Annotated in this window: 17 protein-coding genes and 2 pseudogenes; 2 read left to right on the plus strand and 17 right to left on the minus strand. The window is 47.3% G+C overall.

Annotation, left to right across the window (positions count from 1 at the left end; all coding sequences use genetic code 11):
* Nucleotides 1–141: 141 nt before the first annotated feature.
* The 9 genes and pseudogenes from hisIE to D3D03_RS08935 all read right to left on the minus strand — a co-directional run bounded on the left by hisIE (nt 142) and on the right by D3D03_RS08935 (nt 6930).
* Nucleotides 142–757, minus strand: a pseudogene (gene hisIE / locus D3D03_RS17000) (bifunctional phosphoribosyl-AMP cyclohydrolase/phosphoribosyl-ATP diphosphatase HisIE).
* On the minus strand, nt 754–1503 hold the full coding sequence (gene hisF / locus D3D03_RS08900) for an imidazole glycerol phosphate synthase subunit HisF (RefSeq protein ID WP_026827613.1): 750 nt from the start codon (nt 1501–1503) through the stop codon (nt 754–756). The pseudogene hisIE and the gene hisF overlap by 4 nt, the downstream one beginning before the upstream one ends.
* Nucleotides 1497–2201 carry a 1-(5-phosphoribosyl)-5-[(5-phosphoribosylamino)methylideneamino]imidazole-4-carboxamide isomerase gene (gene hisA, locus D3D03_RS08905; protein WP_119923364.1) on the minus strand — a complete coding sequence of 235 codons (705 nt, stop codon included), beginning with the start codon at nt 2199–2201 and terminating at the stop codon, nt 1497–1499. Before hisA ends, hisF begins: the two co-directional genes overlap by 7 nt.
* Nucleotides 2174–2761 (minus strand): imidazole glycerol phosphate synthase subunit HisH, encoded by a 588-nt coding sequence (gene hisH, locus D3D03_RS08910; protein WP_119923365.1) that lies wholly within the window; start codon nt 2759–2761, stop codon nt 2174–2176. Before hisH ends, hisA begins: the two co-directional genes overlap by 28 nt.
* The gene (gene hisB, locus D3D03_RS08915; RefSeq protein ID WP_012371230.1) at nt 2758–3339 is read right to left on the minus strand and encodes an imidazoleglycerol-phosphate dehydratase HisB; all 582 of its coding nucleotides are present in this window, start codon (nt 3337–3339) and stop codon (nt 2758–2760) included. Before hisB ends, hisH begins: the two co-directional genes overlap by 4 nt.
* Nucleotides 3312–4283: a pyridoxal phosphate-dependent aminotransferase gene (locus D3D03_RS08920; RefSeq protein ID WP_119923366.1), complete on the minus strand. Its 972-nt coding sequence runs from the start codon at nt 4281–4283 to the stop codon at nt 3312–3314. Before D3D03_RS08920 ends, hisB begins: the two co-directional genes overlap by 28 nt.
* Complete coding sequence (hisD, locus tag D3D03_RS08925; RefSeq protein WP_026827609.1) at nt 4283–5500, minus strand: histidinol dehydrogenase; 1218 nt, start codon at nt 5498–5500, stop codon at nt 4283–4285. The genes D3D03_RS08920 and hisD overlap by 1 nt, the downstream gene beginning before the upstream one ends.
* Nucleotides 5500–6108 carry an ATP phosphoribosyltransferase gene (hisG, locus tag D3D03_RS08930; protein WP_012371233.1) on the minus strand — a complete coding sequence of 203 codons (609 nt, stop codon included), beginning with the start codon at nt 6106–6108 and terminating at the stop codon, nt 5500–5502. The genes hisD and hisG overlap by 1 nt, the downstream gene beginning before the upstream one ends.
* Nucleotides 6109–6930, minus strand: coding sequence for an ATP phosphoribosyltransferase regulatory subunit (locus D3D03_RS08935; protein ID WP_026827608.1), 822 nt, complete (start codon nt 6928–6930; stop codon nt 6109–6111).
* A 131-nt stretch (nt 6931–7061) separates the two neighbouring features.
* Here D3D03_RS08935 and hisJ point away from each other — a divergent pair, with 131 nt between their 5' ends.
* A complete protein-coding gene (gene hisJ, locus D3D03_RS08940; protein WP_119923367.1) occupies nt 7062–7856 on the plus strand; it encodes a histidinol-phosphatase HisJ in 795 nt (264 codons plus the stop codon).
* Nucleotides 7857–7896: 40 nt separating this feature from the next.
* Here the strand turns inward: hisJ and D3D03_RS08945 are convergent, their stop codons facing one another.
* From D3D03_RS08945 to hxlA, 6 genes are all read right to left on the minus strand, one after another.
* On the minus strand, nt 7897–8676 hold the full coding sequence (locus D3D03_RS08945) for a hypothetical protein (protein ID WP_119923368.1): 780 nt from the start codon (nt 8674–8676) through the stop codon (nt 7897–7899).
* A gap of 791 nt (nt 8677–9467) precedes the next feature.
* The gene (locus tag D3D03_RS08950; RefSeq protein ID WP_119923369.1) at nt 9468–10139 is read right to left on the minus strand and encodes a hypothetical protein; all 672 of its coding nucleotides are present in this window, start codon (nt 10137–10139) and stop codon (nt 9468–9470) included.
* Between the two features lie 57 nt (nt 10140–10196).
* Complete coding sequence (locus D3D03_RS08955) at nt 10197–10949, minus strand: hypothetical protein (RefSeq protein WP_119923370.1); 753 nt, start codon at nt 10947–10949, stop codon at nt 10197–10199.
* Nucleotides 10950–11329: 380 nt separating this feature from the next.
* A complete protein-coding gene (locus tag D3D03_RS08960) occupies nt 11330–11725 on the minus strand; it encodes a hypothetical protein (RefSeq protein WP_119923371.1) in 396 nt (131 codons plus the stop codon).
* A 158-nt stretch (nt 11726–11883) separates the two neighbouring features.
* Nucleotides 11884–12432, minus strand: a complete 549-nt coding sequence (hxlB, locus tag D3D03_RS08965) for a 6-phospho-3-hexuloisomerase (RefSeq protein ID WP_028105789.1) — start codon at nt 12430–12432, stop codon at nt 11884–11886.
* Nucleotides 12433–13068 carry a 3-hexulose-6-phosphate synthase gene (gene hxlA, locus D3D03_RS08970; protein WP_026827605.1) on the minus strand — a complete coding sequence of 212 codons (636 nt, stop codon included), beginning with the start codon at nt 13066–13068 and terminating at the stop codon, nt 12433–12435.
* Between the two features lie 204 nt (nt 13069–13272).
* Between hxlA and D3D03_RS08975 the strand changes: the two genes are divergently transcribed.
* Entirely contained in the window at nt 13273–13638 is a 366-nt protein-coding gene (locus tag D3D03_RS08975) for a winged helix-turn-helix transcriptional regulator (protein ID WP_026827604.1), read from the plus strand.
* Between the two features lie 55 nt (nt 13639–13693).
* Here D3D03_RS08975 and D3D03_RS08980 read toward each other — a convergent pair whose 3' ends face one another.
* Both D3D03_RS08980 and D3D03_RS16730 read right to left on the minus strand, forming a co-directional pair.
* Nucleotides 13694–14203: a GNAT family N-acetyltransferase gene (locus D3D03_RS08980; protein WP_119923372.1), complete on the minus strand. Its 510-nt coding sequence runs from the start codon at nt 14201–14203 to the stop codon at nt 13694–13696.
* 53 nt (nt 14204–14256) lie between these two features.
* Nucleotides 14257–14751 (minus strand): annotated as a pseudogene (locus D3D03_RS16730) (hypothetical protein); the annotation flags it as partial.

A 14751-nucleotide genomic window follows, 5' to 3' on the forward strand; every position in this document is an offset into this window, starting at 1 on the left:
CTATGCTCTTGATTATACGCCCGCTTTCTACTAAATGCCTATCAAAATGTTCTGACGATTTGATGACACTTCTTTTGTTGTTTTCCCATTTTTTTCAGCAAAAAAACTCTGCATCCCGTTTAAGGAATGCAGAGCTGTCGATTACCACTGTTCGATATCCGGTCGATCCTTGAACGTCGACTTCGTCCCGTGACGTTCGTTCAAGACGGCTTCGACGTCCGTAAACGAAACACCCCGATCAGCAAGCAACACCGTCAGATGATACAGCAAATCCGCTGTCTCTTCCGCGAGGGTGTCGTCGCCCGCGAGGACGACTTCAAAGGCTTCTTCGCCAAACTTCTTGGCGATTTTTTCACGCCCGGCTTTGACCAGGTAGTTTGTATAAGACGCCTCATCTTGCGACGCGATTTTTTCTTTTACCGTGCGTTCAAGTTCATGTAGCATGCGGCACCTCCACTTCTGTATAGAAACATGTCCGATTGCCGGTATGGCACGTCGGTCCGTTCGCTTTGACAGTGATCAACAGACTGTCCTGATCGCAGTCAATCCACATACGGCGCAGTTCGAGCGTATGCCCGCTCGTCTCGCCCTTCGTCCAAAGCCGGTTTTTCGTCCGTGAGAAAAACGTGACGAGTCCGGTCGCAAGCGTCTTGTCGTAAGCCGCCTGATCCATGAAGCCGACCATTAGGACATCGTTTGTCGTCTCATCTAAAATTACGGCTGCGACGAGTCCTTTCGAAAAATTCAATTCGATCATCGGACGTCGACTCCTCTCGCCTTCAAGTAGTCTTTTGTCTCCGGCATCGTATAGGTCGCTTCGTGGAAAATCGATGCCGCAAGTGCCGCATCGGCTCCCGCTTCAAGGCCTTCCGCCAAGTGTTCGAGTGTCCCGACCCCACCGGAGGCAATCAACGGCACATTGACGACTTCCCGTAAACGTTGAATCAATTCCAGATCGTAGCCGTCCTTTGTTCCGTCCGCATCCATCGATGTAACGAGCAATTCACCGGCTCCAAGCGATACCGCTTCCTTCGCCCATTCGATTGCATCCCGTCCGACGGCTTGTGTGCCGCCGTGCGAGAAGACGCCCCACGAATCACCAGTCCGCTTGGCGTCGATCGCGACGACCGTCGCCTGAACACCAAACAAACGGCTGATGTCTTGAATCAGTTGCGGGTTCTGTAACGCCGATGAGTTGAGGGAGACTTTATCGGCACCGGCACGGATCAATCGTTTCGCGTCTTCCAGCGTCTTGATGCCGCCGCCGACCGTAAACGGCATGTAGATGACTTCCGCCACCCGCTCGACGATATCGAGCATCGTGTCGCGTCCTTCTTGCGTCGCCGAGATATCAAGTAATACCAGCTCATCGGCACCTTGTTCGTAATAGTATTTCGCGACGGCGACGGGATCTCCGAGGTCGCGCAGATTTTGAAACTTCACGCCTTTGACGACGCGCCCCTCCTTGACATCGAGGCAAGGAATGATCCGTTTCATCAACATACGCGAAGCACCTCTTTCAATGACAACGAACCGTCGAGCAAGGCACGGCCGATGACGGCACCGTCCATCCCGATCTCTTTTAAGCGGGCGACGTCTTCGACCGTCGTCACACCACCGGACGCAATCAGTTCAACGCCGTCCCGTTTTAAGCGGTCGAGTCCGTCGACATCCGGTCCCTGCATCATCCCGTCGCGGGAGATGTCCGTGTATAAAAAGGTCTTAATGCCCTTTTGAATCAAGTGTTCAATCGCCCGTTCGAGCGTCCAGTCACTCGCTTCGAGCCAGCCGCGTGTCTGGACGATTCCGTCTTTGGCATCAAGTGCCACAGCCAACTTATCACCGGCCCGATCAATCATCTGTTCGAGCAACGCTTCGTCTTCGAGCGCGACCGTGCCGATCAAGATCCGATCAATCCCGGCGCCAACGTACGCTTCGACCGTTTCGATGTTCCGGACGCCGCCGCCGGCTTCGACGAACAAACCAGTTTCTTTTTTGATGTCCGCAATCAGGCTCAAGTGAAGGGGTTCACCGGCTTTTGCGCCATCGAGATCAATCAGGTGAATCGCTGTCGCACCGTCTTCTTTAAACCGTCTTGCAATCGTCAACGCATCCCCGAAAAAGGTCTGCTGCTGAAAATCACCTTGTTTGAGCCGGACGGCCTGTCCGCTCATTAAATCGATTGCTGGGTAGAGTTGCATGTCGTCTCTCTCCATTCCTTAAGTAATTTCAATCCGACTTCGCCACTCTTCTCCGGGTGGAACTGCATCCCTGTCACCAAGTCCTTTTGGACGATGGCCGGAACAAGTCGTCCGTATTCGACTGAGTCGACGATCCAGTCCGGATCACAGACGGCGCCGTACGAGTGGACGAAATAAACGGCTTCGCCGTGATTCTTCAATTGATGCCAGCCCATATGCGGCAGGCGGACGTCACTCGGTAACTTTTCGACTGTTCCCGGTAAAATACCGAGCCCTTGTGTCTGTCCGTCTTCATCACTTGATTCAAACAACAGTTGCATCCCGAGACAAATCCCGAGGAATGGTTTTTTCGTCGCTTGTTCCTGTAAGAACTCAATCAATCCCGTCTCTTCTAATCGGGCCATTGCCGGGGCATAGGCGCCGACACCTGGTAAGACGAGCGCTTCCGCCTGTCCGAGCAATTCCAGATCACTCGTAACGATGACGGCTTCTCCGAGCTCTTTTAACGCCCGTTCGATGTTGGCTATGTTGCCGACACCATAATCTACGATCGCGATCATTGGTCAATCAGTCCTTTCGTCGACGGGACGCCGTCACCGGTTACGGCAACCGCTTGACGGACAGCCCGACCCAGTGCCTTAAATAATCCTTCGATCATGTGGTGCGTATTCGAACCGTAGAGGACTTGGGCATGAATCGTCATCCGGGCACTGCGGGACAAGCCTTGGAAAAACTCTTCCGCCAGTTCCGTATCAAAATCACCGAGCTTCGGATTTTTGAATTCGGCGAGGAAGACCGTATACGGACGACCGCTGAAGTCGAGGACGACCGAGGCAAGCGTCTCGTCCATCGGCACACGTGATTCGCCGTACCGTTCGATGCCGGCTTTGTCGCCTAACGCTTCCGTCAAGGCCGCTCCGAGAACGATTGCCGTATCTTCCACCGTATGGTGGGCATCGATCCAGAGATCCCCCTTCGCTTCGATCACCAGACCAATCCGGGCCTGAAAGGCAAACAACGTCAACATGTGGTCAAAGAAACCGACTCCTGTCTTGATTTCAACCGGTCCACCACTGAGGTCGACCGCCACCTTGATTTCTGATTCTGAACTTACTCGTTCACTTGTCCCACGACGCATTGCAGTTCCTCCTCTACACATTTCTCTAAGATTTCCATCGCTTCCGTTGAACCGCAACTGACACGGAAGGCTCCGTCAAACAAACGGATCCGCAGTCCGGCGTTGGCACAACGTTCGGTGAAGCGTTCAGCTTCCTCGTATTCAACGTACACAAAATTCGCAGCACTCGGATATGTTCTGCCAAGCGGTTCGACCAGACGGGCAATCGTGTCCCGGCTCGCAAACGTCTCTGCTAAGACAAGATCCAGTTCCGGCTCGGCCATGATGGCGATCCCGACGGCAGCCGAGAGTCCGGAGACGTTATACGGCGACTTGATTGATTCGACTTCCGCAACGACCTGTTCACTGGCAATCAGGAAGCCGAGTCGCAGGGAGGCGAGACCAAACGCTTTCGACAACGTCCGGAGAATGATCGCGTTCGGATATTCGTCGAGCAGACCGACCATCGATTGTTCAAGGGCAAAGTCGATGTAAGCTTCATCAATCACGACATATTTTCCGCTGTCGAGCAATCGGCGGACATCCTGTTCTTTCCGCAAGATCCCTGACGGATTATGCGGGTGACTGAGGAAGATGATGTTGCCCGGCGCAGCGAGCAGTCCATCGACATCGAGTGCCATCCCGTCGAGCAACGGGACTTTACTGAAGTCGGCCCGTGCGCGGTCGGCATAAAACTGATACATGACGAAATCCGGTTGTGAGGCGATGACCGGTGACTCAGGACCGGCGTAGCGGGCACAGAGATAACCAATCAGTTCGTCGGAGCCGTTCCCGGCCACGAGTTGCGTCGGACGGACACCGGCATAGGTGCTGTACGACGCTTTCGCTTGGTCGATGACTTCGACCGGATATTCATTGATGGGAAACGTCTCGACGAGTTGTTTGATCGTCTCAATACCAACCGGGCTGTGTGCCGTAAATCGTTCGTTTTGGTGTAATCGCATCAGTTTTCCCTCACTTCTATCGCTTGTGCGTGTGCTTCGAGTCCTTCGACCCGGGCAACGGTTTTCGCGGCATTTGCTAGTCGGGCGACACCTTCCCGTGTCGCTTCGAGCATCGTCTGGTGACGTAAGAACGTTCGTGCTGATAAGCCGGACGCAAAACGTGCTGTCCCCGATGTCGGTAAGACGTGGTTCGTCCCGGCGACATAATCGCCCAGTGTTTCCGGTGTTTCGTGTCCGAGGAAAATCATCCCAGCGTGACGGATCAACTTGACGACCTCTTGCGGGTTCGCGACAGCGAGCTCCAAGTGTTCGGCGGCCAAACGGTTTGCTTCTTCAATCGCATCATCAAGTGAGGCAACGAAGACGCCGCCGTTTTCCATCGCCCGGCGTGCAATCTCCTGGCGCGGTAACTGTTGCAGGCGGCGTTCGATGTTCGCATCGACGTCCGCTTTCATCGCTTCCGTCGGGACGAAGGCAATCGCGACGGCGTCACGGTCGTGTTCGGCTTGTGCGAGGAGATCGGCGGCAATCCGGTCCGGATGCGCCGTCTCATCGGCAATGACGACGACTTCTGACGGTCCGGCGACCGAGTCGATACCGACGATGCCGTAGACTTGACGTTTCGCTTCCGCAACAAACCGGTTACCCGGTCCGACGATCAAATCAACTGCTTGAATCGATTCCGTACCGAACGTCAAGGCAGCGACGGCTTGGGCGCCACCGATCGTATAGATTTCTGTCACACCGGCGATTTTCGCCGCGACCAACACTTCTGTGCTGAGTCCGGTGACCGGTGTCACCATGACCACCCGCTCGACGCCGGCGACTTTAGCCGGAATCGCATTCATCAGGACGGTTGACGGATAACTTGCTGCTCCGCCCGGGACATAAATCCCGACCGAGTCAACCGGAACAAACCGTTGGCGACGGGTGACGTCCGCTTCGACGAGCTCGATGTCGGACGGCAATTCTTGTTCGTGCCACTCGACGAGTCGAGTCGCCATCAGTTTTAACGAGTCGACCAGATTCGGATCGGCTTGATCAAACGCTTCTTGAATTTTCGTTTCATCCAAACGGAAGTCGGTCAGATCAACACGGTCAAATTCACTTGTATAGCGACGGACGGCTGCATCGCCGTCGTTTGCCACTTGTTCCAGAATCGACCGGACGGCTTGCTCCGTCTCACGGTCGACACTGAAGTTTTTTGTCGTTGCCATTACCGAGTCACTCCTTCTGTCAGCTGTTCGAGTAATTGAATCACTTCGACGCGTTTGCGTTTCAACGTCCACTCGCTTGTAAAGAATCGGGCGTTGATATCGATGATTTTTTCATATTCATTAAGACCGTTCGCCCGGAGTGTTTCACCCGTTTCGACGATATCGACGATCGCATCGGCAAGACCGAGCAATGGTGCCAGTTCAACCGAACCGTTCAGCGGCACGATATCGACATCGACACCCAGTTCACTGAAGTAACGTTTCGCGATGACCGGATATTTGGTCGCAATCCGGACCCGGCGTCCGCCTTCGAACTGCAACGGTTCTTTTGCACAAACCGACATCCGGCAAATCCCGAATGGCAATTCTGCCAGTTCCGACAATTCCTGATCCGATTCGAGCAGGATGTCGCTGCCGGTGATCGCGACGTCGAGGACACCTTGGGCGACGTACGGAATCAAATCCGACCCTTTCATGAAGACAAATTCGTGTTCGCCGCGTTTGACGATCAATTCACGTTCGATCGCCCCCCACGTTTCGACGCCTGCTTCTTTTAAATACCGTTCCGTCGTTTTCGACAGCCGGCCTTTCGTAATCCCAATCCGCATTTAGAGCACCTCCGCGAGTCGTTCGACGGAAAATCCGATTCCGAACGCTTGTTGTTCCTGACCAAATTGTTCGTACAGCCGGTCGTATCGTCCTCCGACCAACACCGGTTCGGTCACACCTTCAATGAAACCGTGAATCGTCACGCCATCGTAGTATGTCTGCAGCCCCATCTGTCCGAAGTCAAGATCGGCATTGACGGCGTCCGCTAAATCGATGACGGCATTCAAGCGGGTTTCGTCGACATACGGCAAGATCTGTTCCGCCCCTTCGCGACCAAACAAAAGCGGGAGTTTGGCGAGCAAGGCATCATCGAGTTCCCGGGCAATCCGTTTCAGTTCGATGACGTTCCGTAACCGCAGCATCTGTGTCACTTGATCCCGCAGGTGGTGATCACCGACCCGGGTTTCAATCAAGTGTTCAATCAGTCCGGCGTCGCCGATCGACAACGTCACTTCTTTACCGGTCAATTCTTCGATCAACCGGACACCGAGTTGAATCGCTTCGACCTCGGCAATGACGCCCCGTTCTTCAAAACCGACTTGGAACTTTTCTTCCGGCTGGAAGACCGAACCACTGTAAAAGACGCGTTTATATTGTTCGCGGCCCCGCTCACTGAGCGCCCGCGCGACACTTGTCGTAAAATCCATCCGAATTTGTTCCCGGCCACCGACTTCTTCAATTAAAGGGGTGATTAATCGGGTATAGTTAGATTGTTCGAGCCCATCCTCGAGCTGGCGGATGACACGTTGCAGGCGTTCAGCTGATTGCCCGACGTAGTCCGTCGCCCCGTCTTTGAGTCGAATCGTAGAAAATGATTGCATGTCGCCACTCCTTTATCTTGTTATCACTGTACCACGCTAAATTATTTAACGATAAGATACCTTTTTTGTGGTTCGATTGTCAATCCTTTTGCCTGTTTTCGTACTGAAAAAAACATATTGGAGGTTTTGTCATGCAATTGATCAAATGGGACGGTCACGTCCACAGCCCGTATTGTCCGCACGGAACAAAGGATCCACTCGAAGCGTATATCGAACGCGCCCTGTTACAAGGTCTCGAACGGATCAGCTTCACCGAGCACGCCCCGCTGCCGGAAGGACTCGTCGATCCGGCACCCGATAACGATTCCGGGATGTCGTTTGCGACAGCCGAACGCTACATCGAAGAACTGAAGACGTTACGCGACACATACAAAAACGACATCGATATCCGGATCGGAATGGAGTTTGATTACTGGGAGCATGACGTCGACGGCACGCGGGACATCATCGCCCGTTATGGTCCCGAGCTGACGGACGGCATCCTGTCGCTGCATTACCTCTGGATCGAGGACCGGTATTATATGGTCGACTTCAGCAAGGAAAGTTTTGGTGAGATCGTCACGGCGACAGGCAGTGTCACAGCCGCCCACGAGCGCTATTACGAAGGCATCCAGGCACTTGTCATGACGAACCTCGGCACACATCAACCAAAACGTCTCGGTCACTTGACGTTGCCGACAAAATTCATTCAAGCCTATCCGCTTGAGCAGACGCCGGCGAACTTGGATGAGACGGTCCGGAAAATCCGTCAGGCGGACTTTACGCTTGATCTCAATACGGCAGGCCTACGCAAACCGTTGTGCGGTCTTTCCTATCCTTACCCGGAACTCCTGCAACTCACGCAGTCTTTAGGCATTCCGCTCGTTTACGGATCGGATGCGCACCTCGCAAAAGACGTCGGGGCTGATTTTGATTTGAATTGGTAACAAAAAAATCCGGATGCCCCATGGCGTCCGGGTTTTATTTTTACGTCGGATACGGAAAACCATCTGAGCTGACAGGAGCGATCGTTACAGCCAACTGTTGCAGTTGAGAAAGCGATAGATTTCCGGTCACAAGGACAAGTTGATCGTCATCCACATAATACAGGTTTGTACCTTGCTTTTTCTGTTGTACGTAAGCCGTTCGACCGTTTGCAAGTGTGCTTGCCTTCCAATCAGATGAAGGAACGTCTTGTTTCGGAAGGACGGTAATTACTACAGCATCAGTTTTCGTATGAAATAGCCACATCCGACTGGAATCTTCACTGGAAATTGAACTACTTCCAATTGCTTGAAATGTCGAGAACGGTAGCTTCAGACCGTTCGCCGCACTGGTAATTTTTATCGGTTTGATATCTTCATAGAGACCGCTCTTTAAGATCCAGCTCTTTGCCTGACGTTGGTACGTCAAGATGGCAAGACGCTTAGCACTTTTCGGATACTGGAGAGTGACATAGGCACGGTCTCCGACGACGGCACTACTCCAAAGATTGTTCGCTGTCGGATGAGCTGACGTCCCGTCCCTAAATTGAAACTTCAGATGACGACGGACACCTTCTTCAAATGAATCTGCCTCTTGCGGAAATGCATCAACCTTGATTCTCTTCACGATGGCGTCTGATGTGGTTCCACCATCAGCAATGGTATCGTCTATCCATTTCGTTTCTTGCTGACTGGATGCTGGAATTTGTTCCGGTTCCGCGCAACCGGTCAAGATACCCGTAATCACTAGGGCACCGACCAAACATGTTCGTTGAAATCGCATAGGTCTCTCCCTTTCCTTGTTTTTCCTTTCTTCCAGTATCAAAAGTTGGACACAAAATAGTTTTGTTAGGCGACCTTGAGAACTTGATTCGGTATTCAACCGGACTCAGGTTTTTTAGTCGTTTTTGAAGCGACGATGGTTGTAGTAATCTAGGAGCACGTGGATTTGATTATAACCACAACCTCATTCGTGTTCATGCGAGAAAGATCAGATTGCAACTTTCGCGTTAGCATATTTGTCATCGACCATCAGATTCGTTCACCAATAGTAGTCACACGCTTTGAGCCATATTAAGCACCTGCAAAAGTTGTTGGATAGAATAAATCGCCCGAAGCTCGTCTATCACTTGTTCCTTGATCCTGTTTGTCGCGCTTTTTTCTTCCTCATCATTGAGGTACGTTCTTTCAGCCTGGCGACCAAACCCACGAATCCCTCCCGTTTATATAAAGGTCTCCAGTTAAAGATAACCTCAGGAGAGGAAAGTCGGTACTTTAGAGCCTCATCCATCCAGAACAGTCCGTTATTCGACAGATCGTCTAGTACCTCCAGTTTAAATACTAGCGAGTAGACTTTATATGACGGGTCAAAGATCGTCTCTCTCTAGTTCTCGTAGAGAAGTATGCCTTCACATATTGTCTTATGGTCCACCTCGAACGCTGTGTACCTGTCTTTACCTATCACAAGTAGCGTTCGGCAATCTGTATTTTGAGTTCTTTCGTAATTTTAGTCATAACCCCCACATAGAAGTTGGATTTTCATTAACCATTACTTATTATCGTGGTCTTTTTTTATTACTTGTTAAAAACTCTTAAAGAAAGACGTGCAATTAGGGATAGATTCCATAGGCTATCTAGTCTTTCCTTTTTTTCAAGAACATCAATCTTAAAATCATTAATTTTGGATACTATATCACTAGCTTCTTTAGAGTCTTCTTCTCTAATTTTTTCATATTCTTTTAAATACTTAAAAAATTTAGTGTAATCTTCGTTCTCTAAAATGCTAATATCATCATGTTTAGTGACTCGTTCGGAATAAGAAGCCTTTCTTTCCATTCTTTGAATTTCTAAATGTATGCTTTTATTTTTCTCTAGATAAGGTTGAATAAAATCGATTTGATGAAGCAATGATAAGAAAATTTCTTTTTTTAATGAATCATATAGGTTCAACACAATAAAAATAAAGATTTGATATACAGTAAAGAAATCAATAAAGCGTTTCAGTACACTGCTTTCTTTGTATCCAAATAAAATTTTGAATTGACTTGTCGTTACTATCCATTGAAAAACAAGGAATATGAATAATACTTCTACTAAATAAGATAGCAATTTGAATAAAAAGTTGAGTCTGAAACGAGTATTGAATGAATAACTTTTCGTATCTTTTAATAAAAAAATAATAAGATTAATTAATAAAAGAAAGATTAAGAGTTGAAGTATGAGATTTGCAGCTATTACATCTAACAAATATAGTAACCCCCTAATATTTTTAAAGAATGTTTTAACATAGCCTTTTTTATTAAATTATCTAAATAAGCGTAATAGTATAGACACATTCCAATGGAATTCTCTTTTTTCTTTTTCGCGAATGGCATCAATCTTCAAATCATGAATAGCGAATTTGATTCTTTTCATTTCTTCATTACTAGTATCTAATTCGAACTTTAATTGATTTAAGGATACTTGAAGAGGTACTCTTTTTTCCGAAGTTGCATTTTTATTTAATAACTTGTTTTTTAGGTTTTTTACTTGTACTAAATCATTTTCTATTTTTACTAACAAGCAATTGTATTGATCTAGAAAATCATAAAGCTTATTAAACATAAATCTCACATTACTAGGGAGATAGTTACTGTTTTTACGGTATTTGACCGATTCTATCAAAGAGTCTTCAATCATCTCATTTTCGTCTATTCTAGGTTGAACTAGTTCTGTTTTATAAATCAAAGAAACGTAGTCATTTTGTGCTAAAGAATCATAAAGCTTTATGAGTACGAAGATAAGTATTTGATAGGCAGTGAAAAAATCAACAAATTGCTTTGGAAGACTGTCATTGGTACCACTCAGAGTTGTTCCGTAAAACATTAAAATTTGTCTTATTATCACAAACATCATCAATATTTCCACTATATAGAGAAGTAAATTTAGTAGAAAATTGAAAAAGAAAGTAGGCTTTTTTGTTACTTTTTTATAAATGAGGACTTTAAGAGATATTAGGATGAAAAATATAGGTATTGCTATTTTAAAAATTAAATCGAAACCATCAAAATCATTCATTAATATCCCCCTGAATTCCTTTAGATTGTTTAACAATATGAACGAACGTTATTTCTTAGTAGAATATCGAGATGAACACCGTCTAAAATAAGGTATCAAGCGTCCATAAAACACCTTATGCGTGTATCAGGTCAGGCACTCTCTTTGTGTTACTTTCCTTAATAAACATACGTACATCAGTTCTTTTAGTTCCGAAACACCTTTGTTATCAGACATAGTATTTTGACACTTTACTGCCCTGTTTAACTTAATTGTTCAATGAAGAATTCTACAAAACAAAAGTTAATTACTTAAATTAGCTAACCCACATACTAGAAACGTTGGTGTTAAAACATCGTGCTTAAAAAAAAAAATATAAAAAAAGAATCGCTCGTTTTCACCTACTCTGTCAGGAGTTGCGGGAAACGGGCGATTTTTTCATTCTGTTTCAGAATACGGAAACGACAGTGATGTGAAAGATGGCAGTGATTCCGCAAGTGTTTTAAGACTAGCCACCGAGACGTTTCCGATAAGATATCATCTTGCGTCGGGACAGCCGTTTGTCCATTTTTAAATGTCAGCTGAATTTGTTCAACAGCCGCTTTTCCCGGTGTATCCGCATCTTTCGACGGCTCTGTGATTAAAAATTCCTCCACCTCGTTCTGTTCTTTGACTGGTTTTACTGATTTAACGTCAGCAGGCGGTTTCCCGATATGTTCTTCCGTCTCAGTCGTGCATCCCGACAGCAGGCAACTACTGATCAATACGATGGTTGTAATCGGCTTAACAAAACGCATTCCCCGTCCTCCTTTCTACCCCTTCGTTTCTCTCATTATCACAGTTCTATTCTTTCTGTTATCCGAATAAACTCAAACAAATGGGAAACACTTTTTTGAAAATTATACCAAAAAACCAGCAAACGTGTCGCACACGTTTACCGGTCTTATGATTTCTTCTATTCCAAATTAGCATGTTTGCCGTACATCGTTTTTGAATCAAGTTGTTTCGCCGCCATGATGTGGAGAATCAAAGCATCATAGAACAGCAACATCGTTTGTTCAAACAATGATCCCATCGGCTGAACCGTTTCATCCGCAGTAGCCGTCCGTTCTTTCGGTACTCCCGGCAGCTTGACGGTTAAGTCCGCTAACTTCGCCAGTGTCGAAGTCGGCTCAATTGTAACGACCGCGACGGTTCCACCGATCTGTTTCGCTTTCTCGACGATCGGGACGAGTGTTTTCGTCTCACCGGATCCTGATCCGATGATCAACAAATCTCCTTCACGCAAGTTCGCTGTGACCGTCTCACCGACGACATACGCATCGAAGTTCATGTGCATCAGGCGCATGACAAACGCTTTGCCCATCAAGCCGGAGCGACCGGCTCCAGCGAGAAAGATCCGGTCTGCCTTCAGAACGGCTTCGGCGAGTTGCGTCGTCTCGGCTTGATCAATCGCTTCGACCGTCGACGTCAGCTCTTGTAAAATCGTTTGAATATGTGTCATTTACGCCTCTTGCAGCATCCGACGCATCGTTGACGCTGTTCCTTGTTTGTCGTCTTGTCCGGTAATTCCGCCACCAACGATGATCAGGTCTGGGCGTGCTGCGATGACTTCCGGTAATGTCTCCATCTTGATGCCACCCGCAACTGCTGTTTTGGCGTTTTTAACAACTGACTTGATTGTTGCGAGATCCTCAAACGAGTTTTGACCGACGGCTTGGAGATCGTAACCTGTGTGGACACAGATGTAGTCAACACCGAGTTCATCAAGTTCTTTCGCACGTGTCGCGATATCTTTGACAGCGATCATATCCACCAAAATCTTCTTGCCTGATTTTTTCGCTTCTTCAACGGCACCTTGGATCGACATATCTTCGGCAGCTCCAAGAATCGTCACGATGTCGGCACCGTGTGCGACAGCTTGGCTGACTTCATAGCCGGCAGCATCCATAATTTTTAAGTCGGCGAGAACTGTTAAGTTCGGGAATGCCGCTTTCATTTCTTTAACGGCACGAAGCCCTTCGTTGATGACGACCGGTGTCCCGATCTCAACGATATCCAAGTTTTCTTCCCCAATTTCTTTAACTAAAGCGATGGCACCTGCTGTATCGACTAAATCGATTGCGAGTTGTAATTTCATAATTGATCTCTCCCATTCTTCTCTCTATTTATGGATCCTGGCACTTCCTTCTGACGTTCGTGAAGGAACAGGACTAAATATAATCCTCATAGACGAACTTGGGAAGTACGCACTTTTAATTTACATAGTGCGGTTTTTCATACATAGTGCGGAAAAGTATACTGTCGATGACAAGAGGGCTATACTGAAAAAGGAGGTGGGACGATGCCACATTTTGAAGACCGGCAGTTTAACTGTGAAAAAGAATTGACCCTATCAATCATCGGGGGAAAATGGAAGATGCTGATTCTTTGGCACCTTGGTAAAGAAGGGACCAAACGCTTCGGAGAGCTGAAAAGTCTGATGCCCGGCATTACGCAACGGATGCTCGTCAATCAGTTACGGGAGCTGGAAGATCACCATATCATCCACCGGGAAGTGTATCCGGTCGTTCCGCCGAAGGTCGAATATTCGTTGACACCACACGGCCATAGTCTGATGCCGATTTTAGACGCAATGTATGACTGGGGTAAGGATTATGCCAAAAATGTCCTCGAAGTCGAGTTCGAACAACAAAAATTATCACAATAAAAAAGATGCTCGTCTGTCCCGTCTCAATCTGAGAGGAGACACCCGAGCATCTTTTTTAGATTTCTTCTGTTGTAAAAATCTTCGACATCGCCAGTTCGTCGACGTACTCGCCATCAATGAACAGCGAGGCAATTCGTGTGCCTTCGATGTTGAAACCAAACTTATGATACAACTCGATTGCCCGCAAGTTATCTTTGCGAACCGTCAGTTCGAGCCGGACGAGTCCCGCTTCAACGGCAAAGGCATCGACTGCTTCGAGTAATCCGGCACCAAGCCCGCGCCCCGTATAGGCATCCAGCAAGCCGATCACAAGGTTCGCCCGGTGACGGATTCGGCTTGGCTTGCCACCGACGACCAATACATAGCCGACGAGTTGTTCATCGACATCGACAACGAAGATATCCGAGTTCGCGGCCTGACCAAACCGTTCGATGAACGCTTCTGCCTGTTCCGTCGACATGCTGCGTTCTTCCGGTTCATACAGCATATATTTCGTTTCCCGATCAATCCGTCGCATCAAGTCCGATAAGGCCTTTCCGTCCATCAACGTGGCACGTCGTATCATAAATGTCAGCTCCATTTCCATAAACAGGATATAAAAATATTTCTTTCAACGAATTAATTTCGCAACAAAGGAACTATTGATTGAGATTTTACGTTTTTTGCAACTAACTCATAGACTAGTTTTCCCAAAACTTCATTCCGTTGATTACCTTTATCTATCAATATCAAATCAATCATATTATCAATCGAATGCTCATGAAATAAAGTTGGAAACTGGTTTTGAAGTTGACTTTTGTATAGATTGTTTAAAATGTAGCTTTGCTCTATTTTACGATTAATATACCTCTTATGTTCGTTATAAACAGCTTCTAACTGGAATAATGCTGCGTTATTGTATACCATATATTTTTCATTCTCATTAGTAGAGGTAGTATCAATTTCAATTTGATAATTTAGACTTTTACCTAAAGAAACTTCTACAAAATCGACTGTATTGTTTAAATTAATTTTTCTTTCAAAATTAAAAATAAAGTTTTTTTTAGAATCATTAAAGTGATTTTTTATTTCATTTTTTAAATTAGTAACCAACTTTCTTTGTAAATTCTTTTT

Source organism: Exiguobacterium sp. RIT452 (assembly GCF_003598705.1).
Lineage (GTDB): Bacteria > Bacillota > Bacilli > Exiguobacteriales > Exiguobacteriaceae > Exiguobacterium_A > Exiguobacterium_A undae.